The sequence below is a fragment of the Echinicola rosea genome, assembly GCF_005281475.1.
Taxonomy (GTDB): Bacteria; Bacteroidota; Bacteroidia; order Cytophagales; family Cyclobacteriaceae; genus Echinicola; species Echinicola rosea.
In genome coordinates, this window is sequence record NZ_CP040106.1 from 207,404 (window position 1) to 233,978 (window position 26,575).

A 26,575-nucleotide genomic window follows, 5' to 3' on the forward strand; every position below is an offset into this window, starting at 1 on the left:
CTCCAATTTTGGGAGCCTTTTTGCTTTGGCATGCCTATCTTTGGCATGCCTATCCTCATCAGTCCTCGCATTCCACTTCCATTTTGGCACCGACGTGAACCGAGTAATAGGGATATCGCTTCAGGATTACTTCGTAATACTCCCAATCATCACCTGTGGCGATCTCTGCCACACCACTGTGCGTATCAAAAGTCGAAGGATCAAACCCGCCAGAAGGCTCACTTGTAAACCCCTGAACTTTTATATTTTCTGTATCCGGACCGAAATACCACATAGGCTCGTCAATCCGAATAAGCAATTTCACATATTCTCCGGCCGCTGATCCTTCAGGAATCTCACCAGGCTCTAACTCCTTAAACTTGACAGCACCTATGTGCTCATGCTCATCACCATCTGTATCCAATTCGAGATAAAGCCATAAAATATCCCCTTTACCTACCATACTTTCATCATATGTAGGAAGATCAATGAACTTAATGTGATGACTTTCATGATCAAGCCCCATTGCCCAAGCATTATTCTCAATAAAGCACCTCGCCTCCTCTGGAATTCCCTCTTCTGCCTCCCCTTCTGGATTCTCCGGTTCTTGTTCCGAATCACTGCAAGCCAGCATCACACAGGCAATTAGAGCCATAAAAAATGCCCTCATCACCTCAGTTACTTCTCTGTGTCTCATGGTAATAACGTTTAGTTTCAACATCGTAAATATTAAACAAAATACATATTAATAAGTCTAAATTACATTTTTTATTATATTAATCACAATTTATAGTAAACAAAATAAAAAATAAACTACCAAATTCATTTCATTAATTGGCTTGAACAGAATAAAACCATCTACAAATCCAGCTCAAAAGCCTGAAGCATTTTCTCCTTTTTGAGATGCATTTATGTAAAATCAATGGGTATAAATATCGATCTTCATGATAAAACTGATATATTTAACATCACCACTAATCATATTGGCCTATGCAGACTATACTTGGATCAGGAGGAGTTATCGCAAATGAATTGGCCAAAGAGTTAAGCCCATATACGGCTAAGCTCAGGTTGGTGAGTCGGCACCCTCAAAAAGTCAATCCTGAAAACGATATTTTCACTGCAGACTTAACCAATGCAGAACAGGTAAACCAAGCAGTAGCAGGAAGCCACATTGTGTACCTCACTGTAGGCCTTAAATACAAGGCCCATATATGGGAAAGTGCCTGGCCAAAAATCATGTCCAATGTTCTGAATGCCTGCAGCCGCCATCGATGTAAGCTGGTATTTTTCGATAATGTATATATGTACGACCCCAACTACATTGGTAAAATGACGGAAGAGACCCCTATCAGGCCGGTCAGTAAGAAGGGGACAGTCCGAGCTAAGATTGCCGATATGCTTTTAGAAAAAATTCAAAAGGGTGAAGTTGACGCCATTATCGCCAGGTCGGCTGATTTTTACGGCCCCCATATCAAATTAAAAAGCATTCTTACAGAACTAGCCTTTAAACCATTGGCCAAATCGGGAACTGCCAAATGGCTAAGCAACGCCCATCAGCCTCATGCATTTACCTTCACCCCTGATGCAGGTAAAGCACTCGCACTGCTTGGCAATACGGAAGATGCCTATAATCAGGTATGGCACCTCCCCACAGCCTCTAATCCGCCAACAGGCAAAGAGTGGATTCACCTGATCGCAAAGGAACTGGGCAAAACACCAAAACACCAGGTCTTGCCGCCATGGTTTTTTACCACTTCCGGCTTGTTTGTTCCATTTATGAGGGAACTAAAGGAAATGCTATATCAATACGATAGGCCATACATTTTTGACAGCACCAAATTTCAAGAGAATTTCTTCTTCAAACCTACCAACTATAAAGACGGCATAAAAAAAATTGTCGAGGCTGAATTTTCAACCTAAATCAAAAGAGAGAAAGCCCCTTTACTGAATTTCTCCCTTTTGGACTGGAGTTTATTTTCCTTCAATATCTGCCACCAGTTCCTCATACCATGTCTCACCGTACTTACGGATCAAGGCATCTTTGACAAACTTATAGATGGGGACATTCAGCTCTTTTCCGAGGCCACAGGCTGGGCTACATATATCCCACCGATCGTAGTTTAGTGCATCATATTCATCGTATTTGGTCACTCGCACTGGATAGAGGTGACAGCTGAGGGGCTTTTTATAATCAATATCCCCTTGGATATGGGCTTCTTCAATGCCGCATTTTAAGGTACCGTTTTCATCCCGAAGTGCATAAGCGCATTCCCGATTATTTATGGTGGGAGTGCCTTTTTCACCTTCTTGGTCGATCACCCAGGCACCTTGCTTTTCTATCGCTTCGATACCTTCTTTGGTAAGGTATTTTTTGATTTTGGGATAGAGTTCTTCCAAAATCTCGGTTTCATCATCTTCCAAAGGCGCACCTGCATCACCTTCTACACAGCAAGCCCCCTTGCACTTCTCCAAGTTGCAAACGAAGAAATGTTCCTTAAGGTCATCGCTGAGCACTGCATTACCTACTAATATCATAAATTGTCTCTTTTCCGGTACAAAGTTAGAAAAAGTACGTCGCATATCCCTCTCCATTTGCCAAAGCATCACATTGGAGCACAACATTTCTATAGATTGATGAAAAATCAACGGAAATTAACTTATTTTGCAAGGTGCAAGCTGACTTGTCGCTCCGACCCTAGTGGTCGGTGAGGAAAGTCCGGGCAACATAGAGCGCCATACTTCCTAACGGGAAGGGGGACTGCTGGAGACAGCAGGGCTACAGACAGTGCCACAGAAAACAAACCGCTCCGTCCTTTATGGATGGAGTAAGGGTGAAAAGGTGAGGTAAGAGCTCACCGGGCAGCGGGTGACCGATGTCGCATGGCAAACCTTATGGGTTGAAAGATCAAATAGGCTCCGGTCCAAGGGCTGCTCGTCCAATTCCCGCCTCGGCGGGAAAACCGGAGTGGGTAGATCGATAGATCCTGGTCGCGAGGCCAGGGCCAGATAAATGACAAGTACCCGCCACGGCGGGGACAGAACCCGGCTTATAGGCTTGCACATTTATCATTTAACATTAACAACTACTTATGCCGAAAATCCTGATTATCGATGATGAAAAAGTCATCAGATCTACGCTCAAAGAAATTTTAGAATACGAAAATTATGAAATCCACGAGGCACAGGATGGTGTAGAAGGACTAAAAAAAATAGAAAGCCAGGATTTTGATTTGGTGCTATGTGATATCAAAATGCCCAAAATGGATGGACTGGAAGTACTGGACAAGGTCTATCAATCCGACAAACAACCCCAATTCATCATGATATCCGCACACGGCTCCATCGAATCTGCGGTAGAAGCCACCAAAAAAGGCGCCTTTGACTTTATCCCCAAACCGCCAGATCTCAATAGGCTTCTCCTTACGGTCAGAAATGCATTGGAGAAGAAAGATTTGGTCACCGAAACCAAGGTACTTAAGAAAAAGCTGTCTAAAAAACTGGATATGGTGGGCGAATCCGCTGCAATTCAGCAAGTAAAGGAGACCATCGAAAAAGTAGCTCCAACGGATGCACGCGTACTCATCACCGGCCCCAACGGGACAGGTAAAGAGCTCGTTGCCCACTGGCTCCACCAAAAAAGTGGACGAAACAAGTCACCATTTATTGCCGTGAACTGCGCAGCCATTCCTGCAGAACTAATCGAAAGTGAACTTTTCGGACATGAAAAAGGTGCTTTTACTTCTGCCAACAAACAGCGACAGGGGAAGTTTGAGCAGGCCAATGGTGGTACGATCTTTTTAGATGAAATTGGAGACATGAGCCTTTCTGCTCAGGCCAAAGTACTCCGAGCGCTTCAAGAGCACAAGATTTCCCGTGTTGGTGGAGATAAAGATATCAAAATAGATGTCAGAGTTTTGGCGGCTACCAACAAGGACTTAAGAAAAGAGATCGAGGAAAACAACTTTCGCGAAGACCTCTACCATAGGCTTAGCGTAATCTTGATCCAAGTACCCGCACTAAAAGACCGAAAAGAAGATATTCCCCTACTGGTGGACCGTTTCTTGGAAGACATTGCCAAGGAGTATGGTACTTCCAAAAAGGACATTGAGGATAAAGCAGTAGCAAAACTGCAAGAATATCCGTGGACAGGAAATATCCGGGAGCTTAGAAATGTAGTAGAAAGACTGATAATCCTGGGAGGAAAAACAATTTCCTTAGATGACATAAAAAAATACGCTGACTTTTGATCAGCGTATTTTTTTATCCTTTTACTTCTTGGTTATCCATTGCCTTGGCGTAAGCAGGGCAAGGCTTGCTTGACGCGCACGCTCCCATTGCCAACAAGCCGGAAGCGAGAATTACAGCTACTAGTCTTCTCATACTAAAATCAGTTTTTATCCAAATCAAATATGTTCAATATTAGAAGGAATACAAAATTAATTGACCATTAAATTACACCCTCTAATCTCACTATTGTCAAATCGCCCTAGGATTTCAACCCTCCCTTGGCTGTCAAACCGTCCCAAATCCTGTGTCTCGATAAAGGCACAAGAATGGAAATTGGCCAGATCAATGATGTTGACACCACCTTGTTTCCGGGGGCTCCAAGACAGCGGGTCATTGACATCCCTAAGCATGACACGCATACTGGAAGGAAGCTGGTATTTCCCATCTCCCAACGAATATGCCTGGGACATCAATTCCGTCATGCCGTACTCGGAATGAATACGAGGCTGTTTAAACGCCTGTGTAAGTACCTCATGCACCTCCTCTCGAATCATTTCCTTTCTGCGCCCTTTCATACCGCCTGTCTCCATTACGATTAAATTATCCATTTCAGGAAAATCCTCCCCAAACTGCTCGGCCAAGTCCAACAAAGCAAACGTTACCCCCAGCAACAACACCCTTTTCCCGTCCTTCAATTGCCTCAGATGATAAAGCCGATCGATCAGTACATCGTAATTGTACAAATAGAATCCGGATTGGTCAGAGCCAGATTCCTTGATATAATGGTCGGCCATGGCCACCAGTGAGCTTCCCTTCCGCTCTAGGTATGCCGGCAAAAGTGCGAGCACATGAAAATCCCTAAGTGGACCATAAATTTGCTCAAAAATCCTCTCAGAATGCCTCAGATAATATTCCTCAGACCAAATAAAATGCCTGCTCGTAACCTGGCCAGTAGTACCGCTACTGGAATAAAACGACTCAAATCCATCCTCTGGCCCACTCACCACCTTATGTGATTTAAAAAAACGGATCGGCAAGAAGGGGATCTCATCCACCGCTTTCACTTCAACAGGATTGATGCCACGAGCATCCAAATACGCTTTATAGATCGTATTTTCTTTCGCTTGGTAATGAAACAGCTCCATCGCCAATGACCCGAAATCACCAGGCCCCATACGCTGCACCTGTTCCGAAAAACTTTTGAAATAATTCATCGTTTTATTATCTATAATGCACAAATTTAAGCAAATTTAAGATTGACTCTATATAATCAACTATTACTGGCCATATGAAAGCAAAAAGCTATGTATATATATTGGTTCTAATTTTTTCTGCAGGTGCCTGTGTATCTCCACCTGATAATTTCCCCACTGTTCCAGAAATCAGTTATGCTGGACTATCCTACCTAGAATTGGAGGGGGCTTCGGATTCTTTGAAGATAGCCATAAACTTCCGGGATGCCGAAGGGGATCTTGGACTTGACCCAAGAGAAGACAATCCTCCCTACAATCCCCTCTTTTTCTTCACTGACGATAATGGAGACTATATCACTTATTCCAACCGGCCCGCTGATGCCCCTGATTATAATCCAAGAGATTGGGCGGTAGAACCAACCATTAACAACGAAACCATCGAAGACACCCTCTGGGTAGAGCATAACCCGGACTACTACAATATCTTTGTGCGATTTTTCATTAAAAGAAATGGTACTTTTAACGAATTCAAGTGGACTGACGCTCCATACTACACCACCTTTGACGGGCGCTTTCCGCTGATCCTTAATGACAACAACCAGAGGGCGGTAGAAGGAACCATTGAATATGCCATGCTTTCCTCAGGATGGAGATCCATCTTCCGTAATGATACCGTCCGCTTGGACCTTCAGATCCAGGATCGAGCCCTAAACAAAAGCAATGTAGTCTCCACGCCGGAGTTCACCCTCAACCAAATCCAGCAGTAATAAACCAAAACGGCTTAAATCAGCAATTGATTTAAGCCGTTTTGGTTTACGCTCCATTCTAGGGGCGCAACATCCTACTCATGATAATCTCTCCTATTACCACATAGGATAGCCGACAGGATCCACCTCGTGCATGATTAGATAAGCTTTTTCGATCACATCATCCACGCTCGGTTTGGAGAAATAATCCCCATCCGAGGAATAGGCTGGACGGTGCGGCTGTGCAGAAAGGGTCACTGGCTCAGAATCCAATTGATAATAAGCCTTTTGCTTTTCCAACACCTGCTGCATCATATAAGCAGAGGCACCACCTGGAACATCCTCATCGGCAAATATGACCCGATTGGTCTTTTTGACAGAGTCCAAAATCAGGTGATCTACATCAAAAGGCAACAGTGTCTGCACGTCTATCACCTCTAGGGAGACACCGTATTCCTCCAACTGCTCTGCAGCATCCAAGGCGATACGGCACATGGCACCATAAGTAACTACCGTAATGTCCGTACCTTCTCTCAATACTTCGGGTCGGCCTAGCGGAACTGTAAATTCCCCAACATTTGAGGGCATGCGTTCTTTTTGTCGATAAGCATTGAGGCATTCGATCATCAGTGCAGGTTCGTCACTTTTCAGCAGGGTATTATACATTCCTGCCGCCTGCGTCATATTTCGGGGCACACAGACCAACAGTCCGCGCAAACTGCCCAAAATAGCGCTCATCGGCGATCCCGAATGCCAGACCCCTTCAAGACGGTGCCCCCTCGTCCTTACGATCATCGGAGCCTTTTGGCCACCCTTCGTACGATAATGGAGACAGGCCAAATCATCTGTCAGCGTCATTAAGGCATAATAAATATAATCCAAATACTGGATTTCGGCAATAGGGCGCAGTCCACGAAGTGCTGTACCAATCCCTTGGCCAATTATGGTCATTTCACGAATTCCAGTATCCGTAACACGTAAATCTCCATGCTTCTCCTGAAGTCCAGCAAACGCCTGGTTTACATCGCCGATTTTTCCGACATCCTCACCAAAAGCAAATACCCTCGGATCATTGGTGAGCATCTGGTCAAAACATGCTTGTAAAATTTCTCTTCCGTCCACTTTCGGGGAGGTCTCAGTATATTCAGGAGCGACTACCTCAATACGTTGATTCCCTTCTTCAGATTCACTGTAAAGATGGCTATTATAACGATCATAATTGAGCTTTTTCTGCTCTTCATACCATTGTTTTAAAAGTGTCCTGGCTTCTTCCGCATCAAAACGCATCAACAAAAGCGTCTTTCTAACAGCTCCAAAAACATCTTTTCTGATTGGATTAAGCGTTTTGGACAAATCATCTGCAAGCTGACTGAGTACATTTTGCTGCTTACTATTACTTGCTGCATCCTTGATCAGACCAACGACCACTTTAAGGTCAGATTTAATATCTTCTGTAAAGGATTTCCAAGCTTTTTCCTTCTGTTCCTTCACAAAGCGAACAGCCTCTTTATCGATTTCGTCCAGTTCCTCCTCGGTGGCGATACCGTTTTCCAGAATGTAGGAACGAAACATCAAGTTACAATCATGGTCCGCCTCCCACTGCAATCTTTCCTTGGACTTATAGCGCTCATGGGAGCCAGAAGTAGAGTGTCCTTGCGGCTGTGTCATTTCGACCACATGAATCAACGAAGGCACGGAATGTCTCCTAGCCAGCTCTTCGGACTTTTTATAGGCAGCATGAAGGGACTCATAATCCCAGCCTTTGGCAACAATTATCTCCACACCAGCCTTACCTTCTTCCCGCTGATACCCAGCCAAGGCTTCCGAAATACTGCCTTTGGTGGTCTGGAACTCATTGGGCACTGAAATACCATAGTCATCATCCCACACCGAAATAATGAGCGGGATCTGCAAAACACCTGCTGCATTTACGGTTTCTAAAAACATCCCTTCGGCACAGGAAGCATTTCCAATGGTTCCCCAAGCAATTTCATTCCCGAGCCCTTTGAATTGCTTCAATCCCTGAAGTGCTTGATTCTCCCTAAACAGCTTGGACGCATAACCCAAACCGATCAGTCGGGGCACCTGACCAGCAGTAGGTGAAATATCACCACCTGAGTTTTTGGTATTTTTAATGTCTTTCCAAGAACCATCATCATTCAGTGAGCGAGTGGCAAAGTGCCCATTCATCAAACGCCCACCAGAAGCAGGCTCTTCCTTGACCTCAGTATGCGCATAGAGCTGTGCAAAATATTCCTGCAGCCTCAACTCTTCAATCGCCAGCATAAAGGTCTGATCACGGTAATAGCCCGAGCGCCAATCGCCCTTTCTAAAATATCGCGCCATGACCACTTGCGCCAGTTCCTTGCCGTCACCGAAAATCCCAAACTTAGCCTTGCCCATAAAGACCTCTTTCCTCCCCATCAAAGAAGCTTGACGACTCTGCTGAACAATCCTATAATCAAATAAAATTTGATCCTTCTCTAAATCTAGATTAACCTTATGTCTTGGTAACGTTTCCAATTCTATCATATTTAAATATTAACAGCTATTTTGGGTTTTTCAAGGTACTTCAAAAATACTGAATTTTAAGTTCTATACAAATAGAACCCTTAAGTATTAACGCTCAAAACCCATAGTAAATTTCAAAAATAATTAAACTTAACAACCCCGTTAAAATAATATTCCGACAATAATGAAATCACTACAAAATTACAATATTTTAAAATTTTAACTGATTGTATTAAAGTAACGTCAATTTTTGAAAATTCTTTTACCAAATAAAAAACATTTAAAAAGAATTGTTTTAAAACTTTATACACATGAGATCAGTTTATTGGAATTTTATTCTTTAATTACATATTTTTCTTACCCATACCAAAATAATCAATAAGTATCTAACAACCAATCACATTACAGTTAGTATATTTGCAAGGTAAGTAGTACATCCAACCAATAACAGTTATGATCATAGGGATTCCCAAAGAGATTAAAAACAACGAAAACAGAGTTGCCCTAACTCCTGCTGGCGCTCAAGAACTGGTCAAAAGAGGCCACACTGTATATGTACAACACACCGCTGGTGATGGCAGCGGTTTTCCAGACCACGTTTATGAAGAAGCGGGAGCCAAAATCCTTCCCACTATTGAGGAGACCTACCGCATCGCTGACATGATCATGAAGGTCAAAGAACCCATCGAACCTGAGTATGACCTGGTCCGCGAAGACCAACTTTTGTTCACCTATTTCCACTTTGCTTCCCACGAGCCCTTGACCAATGCGATGATCAAAAGCAAGTCAGTTTGCTTGGCATATGAAACAGTTGAAAAACCAGGAGGCGGCCTTCCTTTACTTGTCCCTATGTCCGAAGTAGCTGGTAGAATGGCCACACAAAAAGGTGCAAATTACCTAGAGAAACCACTGGGTGGGAAAGGCATCCTGATGGGCGGCGTACCCGGAACCTTACCTGCAAAAGTCCTGATTTTAGGTGGAGGAATAGTAGGAACACAAGCCGCTTGGATGGCAGCAGGGATGAAGGCCGATGTCACCATCCTGGATGTTTCGCTCCCCCGGATGAGATACCTTTCCGACGTGATGCCTGCGAACGTAAAAACCAGAATGTCCAATGAATACAACATCAGGGAACTGATCAAAACAGCCGACTTGATTATTGGCGCGGTACTTATCCCAGGAGCCAAGGCACCACACTTGATCACCAGGGACATGCTGAAGGAAATGCAGCCGGGCACAGTATTGGTGGATGTTGCGGTAGATCAAGGAGGATGCATCGAAACCTGTAAGCCCACCACACACCAAGACCCGACCTTCACCATTGATGGTGTATTGCATTATTGCGTCGCCAATATGCCTGGAGCAGTACCTTATACCTCCACTATCGCACTGACCAATGCCACCCTTCCTTATGCTATCCAATTGGCTGATAAGGGATGGAAAAAAGCCTCTAAAGAAAATGTAGAGTTAGCAACAGGACTGAATGTGATAAAAGGGGATGTAGTTTATAAGGCTGTAGCTGATGCTTTTGACCTTCCATTCACCGCAGTTGAAAAACACTTAGCAAACTAAAAATCAATCCCTTAAAAAGGATATTTCCCAAATATAAATAAAAAGACTGCTTAGTAAGGCAGTCTTTTTATTTTTTGACGCAAACTACAGGACCTGTCCCAGTATGGAACGACGTGAAAAAGTTGGGAAATAGATTCCGATTGGAGCTAATAGCATCTAGGTAACGCAAATGATGAAGATTATCGCTGATCTTTTTCCTACCCAGAATCAATGCTGCTTAGTTAAGGAAACTTCTTTCTTTTCATACACCTAAAAGGACTTTTTTGATTGACTTTGGCTGGGAAAACCTGATCATCTTAGTGAATTTTATCCTTTTCCTTTTTTTCCATTAATGAAGAAAGAAAAAAATCTAGGCCGGTGATATGCTTTTTATGGCCGTTTTATGCATTAGCCTATCTATTACGAGCTGATACTACTTCAAAATCAACCGAGTTAAACGTAACAAATGCCCTTGCCACGGCAATCCCTTTCAGGAAAACCACCCCTCAAACTCCTCGACTTTTCTCTCCTTTAAAAACTGTATCGTCTTATTGATATCCATTGACAGCACACGATCTTGGACGTTAAAGCTCACCTGCTCTCTATAACACCCAACCAAGCTCTCCACAATGGCAGAACTTTTCGCTGGACGCCTAAACTCCAGTGCTTGTGCGGCCGTCAACAACTCAATGGCAAGAATTTTTTCCAAGTTATCCAAAACCCGCAAGCACTTTGTGGCTCCATTGGCCCCCATACTGACATGATCCTCCTGTCCATTTGAGGATACAATCGAATCCACAGACGCGGGGGTACAAAGCTGCTTGTTTTCACTCACCACAGAAGCGGCGGTATATTGCGGAATCATCAATCCCGAATGAAGACCAGGATCATTCACCAAAAATAACGGAAGCCCACGCTGACCAGAAAGCAACTGATAAGTCCGTCGTTCCGAAATACTGCCGATTTCTGCCATCGCAATGGCGAGATAATCAAACCCCAATGCCAGTGGCTGGCCATGAAAGTTTCCGCCGGACAATATCTCGTCTTCGTCAGGAAAGATATTTGGATTATCGGTTACTGAATCTGCCTCGCGCTCAAACGTCCTTTTGACAAAGGCCAGTGTATCTTTAGAGGCTCCATGCACTTGGGGAATGCAGCGGAAAGAATAAGGATCTTGCACCTGTTTTCCTTTTGACAGGGCAATTTCACTGCCTTCAAGATAGCGTCGCATGGCCGCAGCCGTACTCAACTGCCCTTCATGCCCCCTCACTTGATGAATCAATGCATTAAAAGGCTGCAAATTCCCATTAAAACCATCTACCGAAATAGAAGCTATCAAATCAGCCCATCTGAACAATAACTCTGCCCGCTGGGTAATATGTACCCCATAACTAAGCATGAACTGGGTGCCATTGATAAGCGAAAGCCCTTCTTTTGACCTTAACGTAACAGGCTCCCAACCAAATTTATCCAGCACTTGATCACTGGGCAAAATCTTGCCTTCAAAATAAACCTCCCCCATTCCAATCAACGGCAAACTCAAGTGGGAAAGCGGCGACAAATCCCCAGATGCACCCAACGAGCCTTGGTTATAAACCACCGGAAGCACATCGTAATTGTATAGATCGACTAATCGCTGGACTGTCTCCAGCTGCACACCAGAATGACCACGAGAAAGGGATTCGACCTTGGTCAGTAACATCAGCCGTACCAACTCCTTTGGCACTTTCTCCCCCACCCCACAGGCATGGGACTGCAGTAGATTATATTGAAGCTGCTGGATCTCCTTTCGATCAATCCTCACTTGCTGCAAATAGCCAAAGCCGGTATTGATCCCGTAAAACTGCGCCGTTTCATCTTGATAAATCTTATCATCCAGGTATTCCCGGCATCGCTGTATCCTTTCTATTGCCGTTTTCGACAAGGTCAAATACGCTCCACTGGCCACTGCATGGTGAATCCGATCTAAGGTAACGGGCATGTCCCCCACTTTATATTCTTCTCGCTTTATTGCAACATCCATCATAATAGGTCAATTTAATTTCTGTAGAAATAATTGGTTTTTTACGCTGACAGCAACAAAGGTCAAGATTATAAATAATAATAAAAAATAGTATTATATTCACCATATAATAACTTAAAGTGATCAAAATGGAATTGAGACAGCTAAAATATTTTTTGGTATTGGCAGAAGAGCTGCATTTTCGAAAAGCAGCCGAACGGCTACACATCGTCCAGCCAGCCCTTTCTAAGCAAATCAAATTACTAGAGGAAGAGCTGGGGATCACACTGCTCAAAAGGGATAAAAGAAACGTACACCTCACCGCTGCTGGCGAATACTTCAAAAAGGAAACTAAAGCCATTATAGACCAACTGGAACTTATAAAAAGCCATACTCGGCTTGTACAAGAAGGTGAAAAGGGGGAAATCAGAATTGGCTATGTAGGATCCTGCATCCATACGTTTTTACCCGATGTACTTACCAAAATGCACAAATCCCATCCACACATCCAAACATACCTCAACGAAATGACCAGCCGCACTCAATTAGAAGCCATCAAAAACGGGGAACTGGACATTGCCTTTTTAAGAAACCCCTATCCCCAGCCACTGTATGGAAGCCAACTGGTATTCAGGGAACCTTTTTCACTAGTCGTACCAAAAGATCACCCAATCGGCACTGAAAACTTCCAAGAAATCTCCCAACTAAAATCAGAGGAATTCATACTCCCCACGCAAGCAGACGGGGAATTATACTACAGACTGCAACTGAGTATTTGTGAAGACGGTGGATTCTCTCCCCATATTGCCCACGAGACCGTCCATGGCCACACCGTGCTAAATCTCGTGGACCACGGTCTGGGCATCACCTTCCTCCCAGCCTCTTTCGAACAGTTCACCAGCGCCGCCGTAAAATTCATCCACCTTCCCGACATCCCTCAAAAGGCTGAAATCACCGCTCTCTGGAACAAGGAAAACCCAAACCCAAGCCTCCAAAAACTCCTCAGCTATATCCCGACCATTGATTGACTTGTGATGGTGTCATCAGTCAGATAATCCACCATATTTTCATTCTCCTATTTCAAGCTATTTAAATTTTCGTTATATTTCTTTTCCAAAATAAAAAATTACATAACGAAAGATAAAATAGCGAAAAGTCCATATTAAACTCCCCACAAATGATTAAAAGAAAAACAACATTCGCCATTTCGGCACTATTCCTTATCGGCTCACTCCAAGCCCAAGAGCCTAAGAAACACCTTTCAGTCATCCCCAAACCAGCTGAAATGACCATAAAAGAAGGCCATTTCACCCTAAATGAGGAGACTTACATATTTGCGGAAAGCGACCAATCAAGAAAATCTGCTGATATATTCAATAATTTCCTGGACAAGCTTTACGGCATACGGCTTCCCATATCAGCCCTCAAGCAAGATAGGCCCTCGATCAGATTGTCTGTAGCGACCGACAAACCTGCGACTGGCGAAAGTTATCAATTGGACGTTCAAGAAGGAGACATCTCCATATCAGGATCAGAAAAAGGTATATTTTACGGACTTCAGACCAGTCTACAACTTATCACCCGTACCCACGGTACACTGACTATTCCTGCTGTTTCCATTAAGGACAAACCGGAATTTGGTTATAGAGGCATCATGTTGGATGTTGGGCGGCACTTTTTTGAAGTGGCAGAAATCAAAAAGATGATCGATTTGATGGCATATTTTAAATTCAACAAAATGCATTGGCACCTGACAGAGGACCAAGGCTGGAGATTGGAAATCAAAAAATACCCCAAGCTCACTGAAATAGGTGCGTGGCGAGACTCCACTATCATCGGGCAATATTGGGACTATGACCCTTTCATCTATGACGGCATTAAACATGGCGGCTTCTACACCCAAGAAGAAGCTAAGGAAATCGTCAATTATGCCGCGGAAAGAATGATTACTGTCATCCCTGAAATCGAGCTCCCCGGACACAGTTCGGCCGCACTTGCTGCATACCCAGAATTTGGCAGTTTCAAAATGGACGGATACGAACCAAAAGATGGAAAACCATTGACGGGATCTGTCATGGCCATGAATGAGGAGGGCAAACCTTATGACAACGACCTCAACACTGCTGTTCCCGGATATTGGGGAGTCCATCCCAATATCTACGGCGTAAAAGAAGAAACCTTCCAGTTTCTGGAAGACGTCCTTACCGAAGTGATGGATATTTTCCCAAGTGAGTACATTCACATCGGAGGTGACGAAGCCCCAAAAGACCACTGGAAGACCTCTTCCATCTCCCAAGACCTCATCAAAAAAGAAAACCTAGAAGATGAGCACGAACTCCAGAGTTATTTCATTACCAGGATCGAAAAGTTCCTTAATGAAAACAACCGAAAGCTCATAGGATGGGACGAGATCTTGGAAGGCGGATTGGCGCCCAATGCAACTGTCATGAGCTGGAGAGGGGAAAAAGGTGGAATAGCAGCTGCCAAAATGAACCACGACGTCATCATGACGCCCAATAGCCACATGTACTTCGACCATTATCAGGCAGAAGACAAAACGACCGAACCAGTGGCCATCGGCGGATTCCTTCCACTCGAAAAGGTTTACCATTATGCCCCACGCCCTGAGGCCCTGTCCACCGATCAGCAGGCTCATATTTTAGGCGTTCAAGCCAACCTTTGGACAGAATACATTGCCACCAATAATAAATTGGAGTACCATCTTTTCCCTCGTGCTTTGGCCTTGGCAGAGGTTGCCTGGATGGACAGGCCGCAAAAGGACTATCAGGAGTTCACCACCAATCGTCTCCCCAATAGACTTTCAGAACTAGAACAACTTGACGTATTTTACCGAGTGCCCGAAGCCGAGATCACTATATCCACTGATGAGACTTCAGGCAGACACAAGGTTTCTATTCGCCCTTTGGTAAAAGGCAGCAAAGTGTACTACACCGTAGATGGGCACAAGGCTGATCAAACCGGAACCCTCTACACCGGCGCTTTCCTCGCACCCATCACTGGGCCAGAGCAGGAAAACCTAACCCTGCACTACATCGTCATCACACCTAAAGGAAGACAAAGCAACGAATTCTCATATCCCATACAATAATAACAGATCTAATGAAAAAACTATCTTTAGCACTATTGCTTACCCTGGCTGGACTCCCATGCTGGACCCATGCCCAGGAAATCTCCCTAACCCTGATGAGCTACAACATCTATCACGGGGAGAAAGCATACGAAAAGGGGCATAAGAACATCGAAGAGATCGCTCAGCTGATCAAAGACATAGACCCGGACTTTGTGGCCCTACAAGAGGTGGACAGCATGACCCAGCGGACTGCCTCGATTTATGAGAAACCGATAGACTTGGTAAAAGAACTGGCAGGGCGAACCGGAATGCATGGATTCTTCGCCAAAGCCATTGACTTTAGCAACGGAGGATACGGTGAAGGACTGCTCAGCAAACATCCTGCAAAAACGAGAAAAATAGACCTCCCCATCCCCGAAGGAGGAGAAGGAAGAGCAATGGCTTTAGCTACTTTTACCATGGAAAATGGTGAACAGATCACTTTTGGCGCCACCCATCTGTGCCACCAGTTTGACATTAACAGAATCGCGCAAACCAAGGCCATCGTGGAATATTCCCAAAATATAAATGGAGCGGTAGTAGTAGCAGGCGACCTTAACTTTAAGCCAACCGACAATCCCTACCCTATCATGGAAAAAGATTTCACTGATGCCGCGGCCGCCTTCGGCAATCCAAAACCTACTATCCCATATGACAATCCCAGCTCTAGGATTGACTATGTTTGGCTTTCTAAAAATGCAAACTGGGAGGTCAAAGAAGTAAAAGTGGTCCCGGTGGATTTTAGTGACCACATGCCAGTGGTCGTAAAAGTTGTCTTAAAGGACTAAATCTTCTCCAAAATAAAGAGGGCCTTTCCCGATTGCTGTGAAAGGCCCTTATCTTTTTAGCTGGCAATGATCACCTCCACATTGTTTCGTTCAAGCATTTTGACATGCTCTGTTTCGATCCGATCATCGGTTATTACTTTATGGACTTTATTGAAACCAGCTATAAATGCCAATCCTATTTTTTTGAACTTAGTGGAGTCGGACACCACAATTACCTCCTCGGCAATATCAATCATGATTTGGTTAAGGTATGCTTCTTCCATGTAGTGTGTAAACACGCCCACATCAGCCTTAATCCCATCGACCCCTAAAAACAATTTGTTACAGTGAAGTTGCTTCAGGTTGCGCTCTGCCATCGGACCGACTAGCGACATGGAAAATTCCTTCAAGAAACCACCCGGCATCATCACATCCAAATTATCATAACTGGCCAAATTATTAACAATATCCAGCGCATTACTAATTACCGTCAATCGTTCAAACTTTGCGAGGTTATTGGAAATCTCAAAAGTGGTGGTCCCGGAATCCAAAATGATCGAATCATTCTCTTCAATCATGGATACCGCTTTCTTGCCTATCTTACGTTTGAGGTCTAGGTTTATCTTTTTCTTTTCAGTGACTGGAAGGGCCATATTGTTGGTCTTAAAAGCACCACCGTGAGCCCTTACTAAAAGCTTGTTTCTTTCCAGATTGGCCAGGTCATTCCGTATCGTCACCTCACTCACCCCCAACAACTTACTCAACTCACTTACATTCACTTGCCCGTGCTCATCCAAAACTTCCAAAATTCTGGATCTTCGCTGCGCAGTCTTTTTCATATCTATTTTATGTTTTATTAAATAATATTATTCCCTTAAAAAGTCTTTCGAAAAATACTCAATAAGCTTCATTTATCAAACACACTTTGCATTCATAACCTTTTGATCGCAATCAAAATAACCTGTCATAATTTACGATTATGACTTTTTAACTAAAAACGAACACATGAACACGAAATTATATTTTCGTTTTCAATTTACCTAAAAACTTAATTAAAAGACAACTTTAACCAAACCAAAGTTTTCGGATATTTTCATTTTTAAAAATGGCATTTATCAATCCGCTGTCCCAACTCACCTCTGAATCAACTCATTTACAATTGACTAATCCTATACTTTCACCCATTCACGTAATCACCCAACCACCTAGACCACCATATCAAAATATAATTTAGTACTTTTCAAAACTCCACAATCAAAAATAAAAGAAATCAAAACTATATTTATTTTCGTTTTATTTGTATTGTGAATTTAATTTACGAAATTAGAGGCCAGATAAAGATTATCTGGTTTGTTAGGGTTATTTTTCGAAAAAGGCCGACCACTGTACTCCACACACAGATGGTCGGTTTTTTTATTTATGTTAAGTTTGGACTGAAAAAAGGATTAAGGATCACACGGTATTTCTGGATAAGCAGAAAAGTCGGGGACGGCCTGTTTTCTTAATGATAAAACCACGTATAAATAAAAATGCCACAAAGGCATATTGAGCCTGTATTAAAAGGAATGTATAATCGCTTTGTGCCTAGGCGCCTTGGTGGCGTATCATTGTTCCCACAACAAAATTTATCGACTCACAAATGTATTGCTTGGCCCGTATTTCGTTGGGACTTCACCATAAAGGGACATAATAAATGGGAGAGCAGAAAGGCGATGGGCCATCTTGTAAATACCTCCCACAATAAGTATAAAACTTGTCGGCCCTCAATTATCTCGCAAAGGCGCGTATATCTTTCCAATTCTGTCATTATCTTTATTCATAATTATGACCACAAACTAACCGCCATGAAGCTTTTCCTTTCCATAATTTTGATATGTTTCAGTATTCAATTTACCCTACGGGGACAAGATGTTCCCAAAAATTATTCACTGATTTATGAGCAGAGCTTTTCAGAAAAGGAGGCCATTGAGGATTTTGAAATGACCGATCCGGAGGCTTGGAGTCTCACTACTGAAAAAACAGGATATGCTTTAGCCATTTCCCAACAAAGCAACTATACCCCGCCATTTAGATCGCCATTTAACATTGCCATCGTAAAGGGATTTAGTGTAGGCAGTTTTATCCTAGAAGCTGAGTTACAGCAAACAGGAAAAGAGTACGGTCATCGGGACCTTTGTATTTTCTTTGGCATGGAAGATCCAGCGAACTTCTATTACACCCATATAGCAACAGCACCAGATCCTCACGCCCATAATATTTTCCTAGTCCACAACGCTCCCAGAGTGGCCATTGGCAAAAAAATAAACAATGGCATTGACTGGGGAAGTACCGAGCAGTGGCACAAAGTAAAAGTCGTCAGAAACCTGAAAGACCATAGTATCAAGGTTTACTTCGATGATATGACCACTCCAATTATGGAAACCAATGACCATCATTTCGACTATGGCCAGATTGGTTTTGGAACTTTCGACGATATTGGCAGGTTTGACAGCATTAAAATATGGGCACCAGAAAAAACCTCGACTTCTAAAACTCTCTTCGGCAACTGATAAGCGATAACTAAAGTTATTTGGCCAGTTCCCGGTCGATTAATTCATTCCACTTCTGCTGAGCACCTTTATTTCTACCGTGATCAGTTTCATCGTCATAGGCTTCCTGCATCTTGTTCATCTCCCTATATGTCTCGATATACAGGTAGCCTATACGACCATCATAATCCTGAGGTGTGAGCGACATCTCACGAATCTTCTCCTTAAAACGTTCTACCACGATCTTGGTGATATCAAAATGACGCTGCTCATGATTTAACCCATACCCATCCTTTCTTGAACTTCTTGCCCAAGAGGATGATTTGAGCATAAACACCTTCACGATCAGCTCCAGCTTCACCCTGCCCTCCTCCACCTTTGGGTCTCCTTCCCAAGAAAAACTAGTGAAAATCGAAGCAGCATAAGAACTCCCAGGGTGTGGCCTTGCCTTAAAATCATCCCAGTCCAGTTTTCTGTCTTCATGGTAAAAAACAGTATCCCCCTTCTCAACGACAGGATAATCTATTATTTCTAAGTCAAGCCCGGTGGCCAGCTTAATATTCCTTGGCGCTTGCTGATCCATCCATTCATTAAAGTATTTTAAAGCATTCCCCAGAGACTGCTCCATCGCATTACCAATGACGGTATAACTTCCCAAAGACCTGGTATAGCGGGCTCCACCATCATAATCAAGTAAATGAACCAAGCTATCCCCTTCCAATAAAAACCGTATGGATAAATCTATCTGTCCTTTTACCTTGCCATCTGTCGCACTATTTTCCGATACATTCATTTTTGATACTTGCATCACCACAGGTCGCTTAGAACGATCGGTGTACATCATACCTGAGACAAATTCCCCAACACCTTCGACCACTCCGCCCCTGATCTCCAAGGATTCTTTCCTTTGGGAATGAGAAGAAGTATAAATCTCACCTATAAGTGGCTGACCGGCCCTAACGTCCTGTATTTCACTAACAAAAAACTCAGTTGGTCGAATAGACTGCCTGCTGGACTTCAAGAGCAAATACACAGGATCATCCTGAGCCTTCACCTCCTCTACAAAACATACCAAAAGCAATAGTGTAATGCCTTTTGCCAATATTCCGATTGTCCTCATAGCTCCTTATTCCACCTGTTCATTTTATGAAAGATAACAAAAAAACTGCCGTGTGTTCACGGCAGTTCCCCTACTTGTACGAAATATCTTTTATTAAGGCAAGATCACATCATTTATCACATGGATTACGCCATTAGTTGCATGAATATTTAACATACCTGTATTGAGCGCAGCACCACCCACAGTTCCCGCTCCTAGATCCACTGCTAGTGACGCATCAGTGTTTAGTGGTGTAAGCGACGTTCCTGTCCTTAAATCCTGGGAAAATGCCCTGGCTGGCACCACATGTGCGGTAAGCACTGCAGTAAGGGTTTCCATTGGAATATCATTGTAGTCGTTCCAGTTTGGATTGGTATCATAAAGTGCTTGGAAGGCTGCATCTGTAGGGGTAAAAACAGTAAGATCACCTTCATCACCGCTCACCGCATCCACCAAATCGGCACGCTGCAAGGCACCTACCAACTGTGTAAATTCAGGAGTAGAAGCCGTGGTCATCCCTACCGCTATTTCTGCAATGGATTCTGAAGGAGGCATGATCACGTAATCCAGCGTATGAATCACCCCGTTGCTGGCCTCAATATTGGTATCCACCACCATGGCCGAGCCATTGATCCAGAAGTTCCCGTCCACGTCCTCACTTACGTAAAAACTGGCTCCATTAACGGTCCCTACCTCTCCGGCGCTGACATCTGCAGCCACCACCTCACCAGCTAGTACGTGATAAGTCAAAATATCCGCTAAACTGGAATTTCCCAACAAGTCACTAGCAGACATACCCGTATCATCCAAAAACATTGTAAAAGCTGCGTCAGTAGGCGCAAACACGGTAAAAGGACCATCGCCTTTAAGGGTGGTGACCAAATCAGCCTCCACCACGGCTGATTCCAACACGGTAAAGTCACCGCTTGCCATCACGACATCCACGATATCGTCTTCTTCCATGGGTACTGGATCATCATCATCGTTACAGGCGATCAGAAACATCCAAGCAAATAGAAGCATCAAAAGTGTAGGAAACTTAGTCTTTGTGGTTTTCATGGTTCAGTTGAATTTAAGTTAATATTTTGTTACAACTGAATAACCATTGGCAGGTAAATTTGTTTAATATTTATTAAAAAAAGTTAAACAAATTAGTAAAAATCACCACTTGAGCACATTAAAAGACGAAATAAAAAATCAATAAATCATTATTCTTCCAGCTCGTACCACTCTATCTCATCAAGATTGGCCCTCCTGCCACGCTGAACAGGTGCGTAGTACGCTGCCAAATAATCAACGATAATCTCTTCATTTTGGCCAAGATCCCATAACCCTTGGGTTTCCTGCATCCAATCAATTAACTTCTCCCAATGTTCTTTGTTTCCACGATTCTGTGTGATCAAATTGGCCGCATGACAATTGGTGCAATTGGCAATTACGGTTTCATACCCCTTCTCTGCCACTAGGCCAGTGGCCACATGCACACCATCTTTGACCAAATTTTCCGTCACCAAAGGAGGTGGATTTTCCTTTTCACCCTCATTTTTACTCACCAAAACACCAGGATTCTGCTGTAAGAACACCAACCCTACCAGCAGCACCATTACAACCACCCCCAAAACCACTACCATCGTAAAAAGCCCCTTTAATGACTTGATAATATCCTGATCCATCCTAACTTACTTTTACGGCAATTCTGTGACATGCATTGTTTAGATACCCTTTGGGATTCCAGCCGGGAACCACCATTGGTTGACTTTCCCCATTGCTATCAGTCGCCCTTGCCCACACTTCATAGTATCCTTCCTGCGGAAACTCCACCTTTGTAGTGAAATGCTGCCATGCCAATCGATTAACAGGCGGCGCCAGTTTACAGACCTGCCATGTAGCACCAAAATCAATGGAAACATGCAGCTCACTTACCTCCAGCTCTCCCGCCCAGGCATGCCCCCTGATCTCCAGCGAATCCCCTAAATCTATCATCGCACCACTTTTAGGATAGGTAATCAACGACTTCACAGGCATGGACTCAATGATGCACATCTCCTCATCGGGCACCTCATCCCCCGGAGAGACAGGCTTGCATGGAACACGGTAGGAAGGCGCAGCCATTTTTGTTCCATCGTGTACTTTATCCCTTACAGAAATCCGCTTTAGCCACTTTCCGGAAGCCGATGCAGGATAGCCCCCTGCCACCAACCTCAGCGGATATCCATGAGCGATAGGAATGGCCTCACCATTCATCTCAAATGCCAACAACGTTTCTTCTTGCAAAGCCTTGGTAATCGGAACGCCTCTGGAGATCGGTTCTTTACCGGGATCACCGCTCAGGTGGGTATCAGCAGAATGATAGCCAATATAGACCGCATTATCCCTTATGCCCACATCTTCCAGTACATCTTTAAGCCTCACACCGGTCCAGGACGCACAAGAGACAGCTCCTGTTTTCCATTGGTTGCCGCTAGCGGGAGGATAAAACTCACTACGGCCATTCCCTCCACACTCTAAGGTAAGCTGATAAGTATAATGCTTAAAATCACGCTTTAGGGTTTCCAATGAATAGGTCTTGGGAGAGGAAACAGCCTCTCCGTCCAACACCAACTCCCAACTCTCTTCATCAATAGATGCTGGGATCAGGCCATTATTCCTGATGAACATCTTATCCGCCGGCGTCACCTTATCATCTAAAAGGTGGGGCTGCGACTCTAGGTTCCAAGGTTTATTATTGAGGACAATTAGGTCTTTATCCTTCTTGAAAAGCTTATAGGGATCATCACCCTGTAATACTACCGGCACGTAACCCTCAGGCATGGATGATGCGAAAACCACCTTGGCCCCCACCGCTGCGGCCACAGTCGCAAGTACACTGTTCCTTAAAAACTTCCTCCTACTGTTTACAGAAGGGGTCTGCTTATCTTCATTGGTCATTGGTATTGCTAATTTGTACTAAAAACTAAAGCTAACTGATTTTTACAGTAAAACCTCCCCACCCTCGTGGTAATTCAAAAATAACAAAGTTTCAAAATCTTCCGAAAGGAATTTTATTGATCCTCCATAACTATATAGAATACCCTTTGTAAAACAAATCCAACCCATCCCCTTCCCCTAAAACCATAGGGGATTTCCACAATTTGTACAGAACAAACTACACAGCAGCTTAGTCTTCCCTTCCTAAATTAACAAATCTCCCCCTTTCGTACATTGGCACAAAAAATGAATCTTAATAAACAAGTTTGCTTCAAATGTCTGAGTAAGCTTACGATCAGTAGCGGAAGTAGCCGTTTTGACTAGTAATCATGATCAATTCGACAAAAATAACTAAGCTACTTACCTGCTGCTTAATGAAAACCAACTAAACCAAAACAACTATGAAAAAGCTAGCATTAATATTCACTATGGGGGCAATGATGTATTTTGGGACGGTAACCACTCCATCATTAAATTTACATGCCCAAACCTCCATCCACCAGGACAATAGGGTAGAAATCGTCCCTGAAGATTTGCCCCTGAAAGTAAAAGAGGCCATTCTAGATGACGAAGAATTAAAAACCATGCCCATTACCAAGGCATTTAAGGTTACCGACATGGATGGATCCGTCACCTACGAAGCCCACTTCGGAATGGAAGAAGAAACCATCGTTAAAAAATATGATGAAGAAGGAGAAGAGATCGAAGATGTATAATCAGTGAATTTGCTTTTAATCTATTTGTAAAAAGATGTCAGCCTGAGCGGACCTGTCTATTCGCCAGATAGCGTCGAAGGCCAGACGCTGGACCTCGACTCCGCTCGGTCTGACACTTTTTGCTTGAATAACTAACTTTATGGGCTAGAAGCGGCTCCCTGGCATCTTTCTGCTATCCTCCAGTTCTTACACTTGGTTCCTAAACCGGCCATTTTTCCAAGCGATAAGCACTGTCCCAAAACATCCACTCTAGTTTGGACGCCATTTCAAACGCCTCAAACATCTCCTCCCGTAACTCCGGACTAGCTTTTTCTGCAAGCTGGTCAGTGATCTCTAAGGCCTTGGCCACGGATGTAGCGAATTCTTCTCCCGCATACGTATCTATCCAATTTTTATAAGGATTATCACTTCCATCTTGCTGTGCGTAGATATGATCACCAACTTCTTTATAGATCCAAAAACAAGGCAAAATAGCCGCTGCAGCCTTTTCTATGTTGGCAAATCCAGCTTGATTCCGAATATAATTGGTATAGAGCAAGCAGGATGGGGAAGGATCTACCTCATCAGGAAGGCCCAACTCTTTAAAATAGCTCTCATGTAGTGCTCTCTCTACCACGATGGCACCAGCAGCAAATTCAGAAAATGCCAACACCTTATCCAAATCGTTCAAACGCCCACTAATGGTACTGAGCGCCTTGCCAAATTCCCCCAGGTAAAAAGCGTCCTGAGTCATATAAAATTTAAATGTTTCCTTTGGAAGTGTGCCTTTCTGCAATTCTTGATTAAAAGGCATATAAATAATCTTGTCATAAAGGGGAGCAATTCTCTCCCAAGCTTCACTGGTCCAGCTCATGGATAATCATTTTTTCGGGTTGGTAAAAGTGATTTAAAGGCCCACTTCCCTGGCCTGTTTTGACTGATTTTCCGGCATCAATTGCCTGAAAGACGAAGTTTCTGGCCAACTCCACCGCTTCGGCCATTCTCATCCCCTTGGCTAGAAAAACAGCAATGGCTGAAGACAACGTACAGCCAGTTCCGTGGACATTGCCAGTATTTATCTTTTCACTTTCAAAAACATGCATTTGCCCATTACCACCAAGGACATCCGCTACCATTTCTCCATGTAGATGTCCTCCTTTGACCAATACGAAGGCCGATTCATAAGTCAATAATTGGCTAGCGGCTTCCTTCATTTCATCCAAAGTATCCACTGCTTTGCCCATAAGTACAGCGGCCTCGTCCATATTGGGCGTGATAATACGTGAAATAGGGAAAAGCTCTTTTTTCAATACCTCCACGGTTTCTTCCTTGATCAAACGGTCTCCGCTCGTAGCTACCATGACGGGATCAAAAACAACCGGGATATCCGGATATGGCACCAGTGATTCCACAATGACCTGCACCACTTCAGGCCGATTGATCATACCGATCTTTATGGCTTTCGGCCTGATATCTGTAAGCACTGCTTCCAGTTGCTCCTTGATATGCGCTACGGGAATATCATGGATACTCTTCACACCCATGGTATTTTGCGCAGTAGTGGCGGTGATAACACTCGTACCAAAACAGCCCAAAGCAGAAAATGTCTTCAAATCCGCTTGGATTCCTGCACCACCACCACTATCCGATCCTGCAATGGTCAATACAGGAATATAGGTTTTGACTTTATCGTTCATGTAGCTTTTTCGATTTCATTTCGGAATTTTTCGGCAGCTTTAGCGGGACTTTGTGCACTGCAAATGGCGGATACCACTGCCAGGCAATCTGCCCCTGCTTCAATAACCTCAGCAGCATTAAGTTCATTGATATTACCAATGGCCACTAATGGCGTTGCTGTCGCTTTTCTAAGTTTATTTAACCCCGCTAATCCCCATTCAAACCGGGTATCAGGCTTGGTGGGCGTAGAAAAAATAGGACTGACTCCGTAATACCAGGCCAAGTTCGCCTCCTCGTGAGAAAGCTCATCCATTTGCTCTAAGGATAGGCCGACAGGGAAGTCATCTCCCAAATACGCCTTGGCAGACTTCATACTGCTATCAGATTGCCCGATGTGGACACCATGGGCTAGAGCCTGTTTTGCCACTTCCAAGCTATCATTGATGATTAGAGGAACCCTGTACTGATCGCAGAGATTTTTTACTTTAAAGGCCTTTTCCAAGAATGCAGCCTTGGGAAGATCCTTTTCCCGCAATTGTACCAGATCCACACCACCTTTGAGTGCTTCTTCCAGCACCCAAAAAAAATCCCTGCCAAGACATGCCTTTTCATCGGTCACCAGGTAAAGCCTGTAAGGGAATAAGCCATCAGTCATTGCTCACTTCCACTTTTGCCCACTGCTTCACTTCGCTTTCCTTGAGATGATAAAGTGCATCGTATAGGTACAACTGAAGCGTCCCAGGCCCCTCTGCTTTTCTAGCAGCTATCTCACCGGCAAGGCCTAATAGGGTCATTCCTGAGACAGTTGCCGTGAAAGGATCTGGCTCAATTCCCGCTAAGGCAGCCACTAAAGCGGTGGCAGTACACCCCATCCCGGTCACCTTTCCCATCAGGGCATCCCCGTTCTTGATTACCGCCAACTTATCTCCATCAATAACATAGTCTATCGCACCTGAAATACAGACAACAGACGAAGTCTCTTTGGATAGCTGCTTTCCATATGCTAAGGCCTCATCAGAAGAATGGCTACTGTCCACTCCCTTTGTTTGCACATTTGCTTTGGCCAACGCCATAATTTCAGAAGCATTTCCTCGAATAATGGTCGGCTTGAAAGCCAAAAGCCTCGTCAAGGTCTCATTTCGATAGGGTGTGGCACCAGCCCCCACCGGATCCAAAACCCAAGGGGTGTTTCGCTCATTGGCTTCTTTGGCTGCCAGTAACATACTGTCCACCCAAAACTCGTCCAGTGTCCCGATATTCACGACCAGTGCATTGACGATGTTGACCATGTCCGCCATCTCCAGCTTGGCATGGGCCATGATTGGGGATGCCCCAATCGCCAGCAGCGCATTGGCGGTATTGTTCATGACCACATAATTGGTGATACTCTGCACCAATGGGCCTTTTTCCCTTACTGTCTTTAGATTGTTGATTACAGATTCTTTCATATCCTCAGCTTAAAAAACTTTAGGGAACCTGCAAATTACCTGAGCAAAAGCT

The 26,575-nt window shown here is 44.0% G+C and carries 24 protein-coding genes and 1 other RNA gene; 11 read left to right on the forward strand and 14 right to left on the reverse strand.

Going from position 1 to position 26,575, the window contains the following annotated elements; translation table 11 throughout:
* Window positions 1-58: 58 nt before the first annotated feature.
* A complete protein-coding gene (locus FDP09_RS00920; protein WP_137400880.1) occupies window positions 59-676 on the reverse strand; it encodes a hypothetical protein in 618 nt (205 codons plus the stop codon).
* Window positions 677-969: 293 nt separating this feature from the next.
* Here FDP09_RS00920 and FDP09_RS00925 point away from each other — a divergent pair, with 293 nt between their 5' ends.
* Window positions 970-1,902, forward strand: coding sequence for an NAD-dependent epimerase/dehydratase family protein (locus tag FDP09_RS00925; RefSeq protein WP_137400881.1), 933 nt, complete (start codon window positions 970-972; stop codon window positions 1,900-1,902).
* A gap of 51 nt (window positions 1,903-1,953) precedes the next feature.
* Here the strand turns inward: FDP09_RS00925 and FDP09_RS00930 are convergent, their stop codons facing one another.
* Window positions 1,954-2,517 (reverse strand): DUF3109 family protein, encoded by a 564-nt coding sequence (locus tag FDP09_RS00930; protein ID WP_137400882.1) that lies wholly within the window; start codon window positions 2,515-2,517, stop codon window positions 1,954-1,956.
* Window positions 2,518-2,650: 133 nt separating this feature from the next.
* On the opposite strand from FDP09_RS00930, the gene rnpB reads away from it, so the two are divergent.
* Together rnpB and FDP09_RS00940 are read left to right on the forward strand one after the other, a co-directional pair.
* An RNA gene (gene rnpB, locus FDP09_RS00935) (RNase P RNA component class A) lies at window positions 2,651-3,048 on the forward strand.
* Between the two features lie 23 nt (window positions 3,049-3,071).
* Window positions 3,072-4,229 carry a sigma-54-dependent transcriptional regulator gene (locus tag FDP09_RS00940; RefSeq protein ID WP_137400883.1) on the forward strand — a complete coding sequence of 386 codons (1,158 nt, stop codon included), beginning with the start codon at window positions 3,072-3,074 and terminating at the stop codon, window positions 4,227-4,229.
* A gap of 189 nt (window positions 4,230-4,418) precedes the next feature.
* On the opposite strand, the gene FDP09_RS00945 is transcribed toward FDP09_RS00940, so the two are convergent.
* Complete coding sequence (locus tag FDP09_RS00945) at window positions 4,419-5,423, reverse strand: LuxE/PaaK family acyltransferase (RefSeq protein ID WP_137400884.1); 1,005 nt, start codon at window positions 5,421-5,423, stop codon at window positions 4,419-4,421.
* 74 nt (window positions 5,424-5,497) lie between these two features.
* On the opposite strand from FDP09_RS00945, the gene FDP09_RS00950 reads away from it, so the two are divergent.
* The gene (locus FDP09_RS00950; protein ID WP_137400885.1) at window positions 5,498-6,169 is read left to right on the forward strand and encodes a hypothetical protein; all 672 of its coding nucleotides are present in this window, start codon (window positions 5,498-5,500) and stop codon (window positions 6,167-6,169) included.
* A gap of 96 nt (window positions 6,170-6,265) precedes the next feature.
* Here FDP09_RS00950 and FDP09_RS00955 read toward each other — a convergent pair whose 3' ends face one another.
* A complete protein-coding gene (locus FDP09_RS00955; protein ID WP_137400886.1) occupies window positions 6,266-8,680 on the reverse strand; it encodes an alpha-ketoacid dehydrogenase subunit alpha/beta in 2,415 nt (804 codons plus the stop codon).
* A 432-nt stretch (window positions 8,681-9,112) separates the two neighbouring features.
* On the opposite strand from FDP09_RS00955, the gene ald reads away from it, so the two are divergent.
* The gene (gene ald, locus FDP09_RS00960) at window positions 9,113-10,231 is read left to right on the forward strand and encodes an alanine dehydrogenase (protein WP_137400887.1); all 1,119 of its coding nucleotides are present in this window, start codon (window positions 9,113-9,115) and stop codon (window positions 10,229-10,231) included.
* A gap of 469 nt (window positions 10,232-10,700) precedes the next feature.
* Here the strand turns inward: ald and hutH are convergent, their stop codons facing one another.
* The gene (gene hutH, locus FDP09_RS00965) at window positions 10,701-12,236 is read right to left on the reverse strand and encodes a histidine ammonia-lyase (protein WP_137400888.1); all 1,536 of its coding nucleotides are present in this window, start codon (window positions 12,234-12,236) and stop codon (window positions 10,701-10,703) included.
* Between the two features lie 125 nt (window positions 12,237-12,361).
* Here hutH and FDP09_RS00970 point away from each other — a divergent pair, with 125 nt between their 5' ends.
* The 3 genes from FDP09_RS00970 (at window position 12,362) to FDP09_RS00980 (ending at window position 16,130) form a co-directional block, all read left to right on the forward strand.
* Window positions 12,362-13,240 (forward strand): LysR substrate-binding domain-containing protein, encoded by an 879-nt coding sequence (locus FDP09_RS00970; protein ID WP_137400889.1) that lies wholly within the window; start codon window positions 12,362-12,364, stop codon window positions 13,238-13,240.
* A 149-nt stretch (window positions 13,241-13,389) separates the two neighbouring features.
* Complete coding sequence (locus tag FDP09_RS00975; RefSeq protein ID WP_137400890.1) at window positions 13,390-15,321, forward strand: beta-N-acetylhexosaminidase; 1,932 nt, start codon at window positions 13,390-13,392, stop codon at window positions 15,319-15,321.
* 11 nt (window positions 15,322-15,332) lie between these two features.
* On the forward strand, window positions 15,333-16,130 hold the full coding sequence (locus FDP09_RS00980; RefSeq protein WP_137400891.1) for an endonuclease/exonuclease/phosphatase family protein: 798 nt from the start codon (window positions 15,333-15,335) through the stop codon (window positions 16,128-16,130).
* 56 nt (window positions 16,131-16,186) lie between these two features.
* Here FDP09_RS00980 and agaR read toward each other — a convergent pair whose 3' ends face one another.
* Window positions 16,187-16,948 carry a transcriptional repressor AgaR gene (gene agaR / locus FDP09_RS00985; protein WP_137400892.1) on the reverse strand — a complete coding sequence of 254 codons (762 nt, stop codon included), beginning with the start codon at window positions 16,946-16,948 and terminating at the stop codon, window positions 16,187-16,189.
* A 1,005-nt stretch (window positions 16,949-17,953) separates the two neighbouring features.
* On the opposite strand from agaR, the gene FDP09_RS00990 reads away from it, so the two are divergent.
* Window positions 17,954-18,658, forward strand: coding sequence for a hypothetical protein (locus FDP09_RS00990; protein ID WP_137400893.1), 705 nt, complete (start codon window positions 17,954-17,956; stop codon window positions 18,656-18,658).
* 16 nt (window positions 18,659-18,674) lie between these two features.
* Here FDP09_RS00990 and FDP09_RS00995 read toward each other — a convergent pair whose 3' ends face one another.
* The 4 genes from FDP09_RS00995 to FDP09_RS01010 all read right to left on the reverse strand — a co-directional run bounded on the left by FDP09_RS00995 (window position 18,675) and on the right by FDP09_RS01010 (window position 22,664).
* Window positions 18,675-19,757 (reverse strand): hypothetical protein, encoded by a 1,083-nt coding sequence (locus FDP09_RS00995; protein WP_137400894.1) that lies wholly within the window; start codon window positions 19,755-19,757, stop codon window positions 18,675-18,677.
* 93 nt (window positions 19,758-19,850) lie between these two features.
* On the reverse strand, window positions 19,851-20,795 hold the full coding sequence (locus FDP09_RS01000) for a fasciclin domain-containing protein (RefSeq protein WP_137400895.1): 945 nt from the start codon (window positions 20,793-20,795) through the stop codon (window positions 19,851-19,853).
* Between the two features lie 149 nt (window positions 20,796-20,944).
* Window positions 20,945-21,409: a hypothetical protein gene (locus FDP09_RS01005; protein WP_137400896.1), complete on the reverse strand. Its 465-nt coding sequence runs from the start codon at window positions 21,407-21,409 to the stop codon at window positions 20,945-20,947.
* Window position 21,410: 1 nt separating this feature from the next.
* On the reverse strand, window positions 21,411-22,664 hold the full coding sequence (locus FDP09_RS01010) for a sulfite oxidase (RefSeq protein ID WP_137400897.1): 1,254 nt from the start codon (window positions 22,662-22,664) through the stop codon (window positions 21,411-21,413).
* Between the two features lie 273 nt (window positions 22,665-22,937).
* On the opposite strand from FDP09_RS01010, the gene FDP09_RS24265 reads away from it, so the two are divergent.
* Together FDP09_RS24265 and FDP09_RS01020 are read left to right on the forward strand one after the other, a co-directional pair.
* Window positions 22,938-23,027 carry a hypothetical protein gene (locus FDP09_RS24265; protein WP_137400898.1) on the forward strand — a complete coding sequence of 30 codons (90 nt, stop codon included), beginning with the start codon at window positions 22,938-22,940 and terminating at the stop codon, window positions 23,025-23,027.
* 77 nt (window positions 23,028-23,104) lie between these two features.
* Window positions 23,105-23,419: a hypothetical protein gene (locus FDP09_RS01020; RefSeq protein WP_137400899.1), complete on the forward strand. Its 315-nt coding sequence runs from the start codon at window positions 23,105-23,107 to the stop codon at window positions 23,417-23,419.
* 199 nt (window positions 23,420-23,618) lie between these two features.
* Here FDP09_RS01020 and tenA read toward each other — a convergent pair whose 3' ends face one another.
* The 4 genes from tenA to thiM are packed head-to-tail and all read right to left on the reverse strand — an operon-like array spanning window position 23,619 to window position 26,523.
* Window positions 23,619-24,272: a thiaminase II gene (tenA, locus tag FDP09_RS01025; RefSeq protein ID WP_137400900.1), complete on the reverse strand. Its 654-nt coding sequence runs from the start codon at window positions 24,270-24,272 to the stop codon at window positions 23,619-23,621.
* Window positions 24,256-25,095, reverse strand: a complete 840-nt coding sequence (gene thiD, locus FDP09_RS01030; protein ID WP_137400901.1) for a bifunctional hydroxymethylpyrimidine kinase/phosphomethylpyrimidine kinase — start codon at window positions 25,093-25,095, stop codon at window positions 24,256-24,258. The genes tenA and thiD overlap by 17 nt, the downstream gene beginning before the upstream one ends.
* On the reverse strand, window positions 25,092-25,730 hold the full coding sequence (gene thiE, locus FDP09_RS01035) for a thiamine phosphate synthase (protein WP_137400902.1): 639 nt from the start codon (window positions 25,728-25,730) through the stop codon (window positions 25,092-25,094). Before thiE ends, thiD begins: the two co-directional genes overlap by 4 nt.
* Window positions 25,723-26,523, reverse strand: coding sequence for a hydroxyethylthiazole kinase (gene thiM / locus FDP09_RS01040; protein ID WP_137400903.1), 801 nt, complete (start codon window positions 26,521-26,523; stop codon window positions 25,723-25,725). Before thiM ends, thiE begins: the two co-directional genes overlap by 8 nt.
* Window positions 26,524-26,575 lie beyond the last annotated feature (52 nt).

Coding starts and splice junctions, on each gene's coding strand:
- FDP09_RS00920 (WP_137400880.1), bottom strand. CDS start 676: ATGAGACACAGAGAAGTAACTGAGGTGATGAGGGCATTTTTTATGGCT.
- FDP09_RS00925 (WP_137400881.1), top strand. CDS start 970: ATGCAGACTATACTTGGATCAGGAGGAGTTATCGCAAATGAATTGGCC.
- FDP09_RS00930 (WP_137400882.1), bottom strand. CDS start 2,517: ATGATATTAGTAGGTAATGCAGTGCTCAGCGATGACCTTAAGGAACAT.
- FDP09_RS00940 (WP_137400883.1), top strand. CDS start 3,072: ATGCCGAAAATCCTGATTATCGATGATGAAAAAGTCATCAGATCTACG.
- FDP09_RS00945 (WP_137400884.1), bottom strand. CDS start 5,423: ATGAATTATTTCAAAAGTTTTTCGGAACAGGTGCAGCGTATGGGGCCT.
- FDP09_RS00950 (WP_137400885.1), top strand. CDS start 5,498: ATGAAAGCAAAAAGCTATGTATATATATTGGTTCTAATTTTTTCTGCA.
- FDP09_RS00955 (WP_137400886.1), bottom strand. CDS start 8,680: ATGATAGAATTGGAAACGTTACCAAGACATAAGGTTAATCTAGATTTA.
- ald (WP_137400887.1), top strand. CDS start 9,113: ATGATCATAGGGATTCCCAAAGAGATTAAAAACAACGAAAACAGAGTT.
- hutH (WP_137400888.1), bottom strand. CDS start 12,236: ATGATGGATGTTGCAATAAAGCGAGAAGAATATAAAGTGGGGGACATG.
- FDP09_RS00970 (WP_137400889.1), top strand. CDS start 12,362: ATGGAATTGAGACAGCTAAAATATTTTTTGGTATTGGCAGAAGAGCTG.
- FDP09_RS00975 (WP_137400890.1), top strand. CDS start 13,390: ATGATTAAAAGAAAAACAACATTCGCCATTTCGGCACTATTCCTTATC.
- FDP09_RS00980 (WP_137400891.1), top strand. CDS start 15,333: ATGAAAAAACTATCTTTAGCACTATTGCTTACCCTGGCTGGACTCCCA.
- agaR (WP_137400892.1), bottom strand. CDS start 16,948: ATGAAAAAGACTGCGCAGCGAAGATCCAGAATTTTGGAAGTTTTGGAT.
- FDP09_RS00990 (WP_137400893.1), top strand. CDS start 17,954: ATGAAGCTTTTCCTTTCCATAATTTTGATATGTTTCAGTATTCAATTT.
- FDP09_RS00995 (WP_137400894.1), bottom strand. CDS start 19,757: ATGAGGACAATCGGAATATTGGCAAAAGGCATTACACTATTGCTTTTG.
- FDP09_RS01000 (WP_137400895.1), bottom strand. CDS start 20,795: ATGAAAACCACAAAGACTAAGTTTCCTACACTTTTGATGCTTCTATTT.
- FDP09_RS01005 (WP_137400896.1), bottom strand. CDS start 21,409: ATGGATCAGGATATTATCAAGTCATTAAAGGGGCTTTTTACGATGGTA.
- FDP09_RS01010 (WP_137400897.1), bottom strand. CDS start 22,664: ATGACCAATGAAGATAAGCAGACCCCTTCTGTAAACAGTAGGAGGAAG.
- FDP09_RS01020 (WP_137400899.1), top strand. CDS start 23,105: ATGAAAAAGCTAGCATTAATATTCACTATGGGGGCAATGATGTATTTT.
- tenA (WP_137400900.1), bottom strand. CDS start 24,272: ATGAGCTGGACCAGTGAAGCTTGGGAGAGAATTGCTCCCCTTTATGAC.
- thiD (WP_137400901.1), bottom strand. CDS start 25,095: ATGAACGATAAAGTCAAAACCTATATTCCTGTATTGACCATTGCAGGA.
- thiE (WP_137400902.1), bottom strand. CDS start 25,730: ATGACTGATGGCTTATTCCCTTACAGGCTTTACCTGGTGACCGATGAA.
- thiM (WP_137400903.1), bottom strand. CDS start 26,523: ATGAAAGAATCTGTAATCAACAATCTAAAGACAGTAAGGGAAAAAGGC.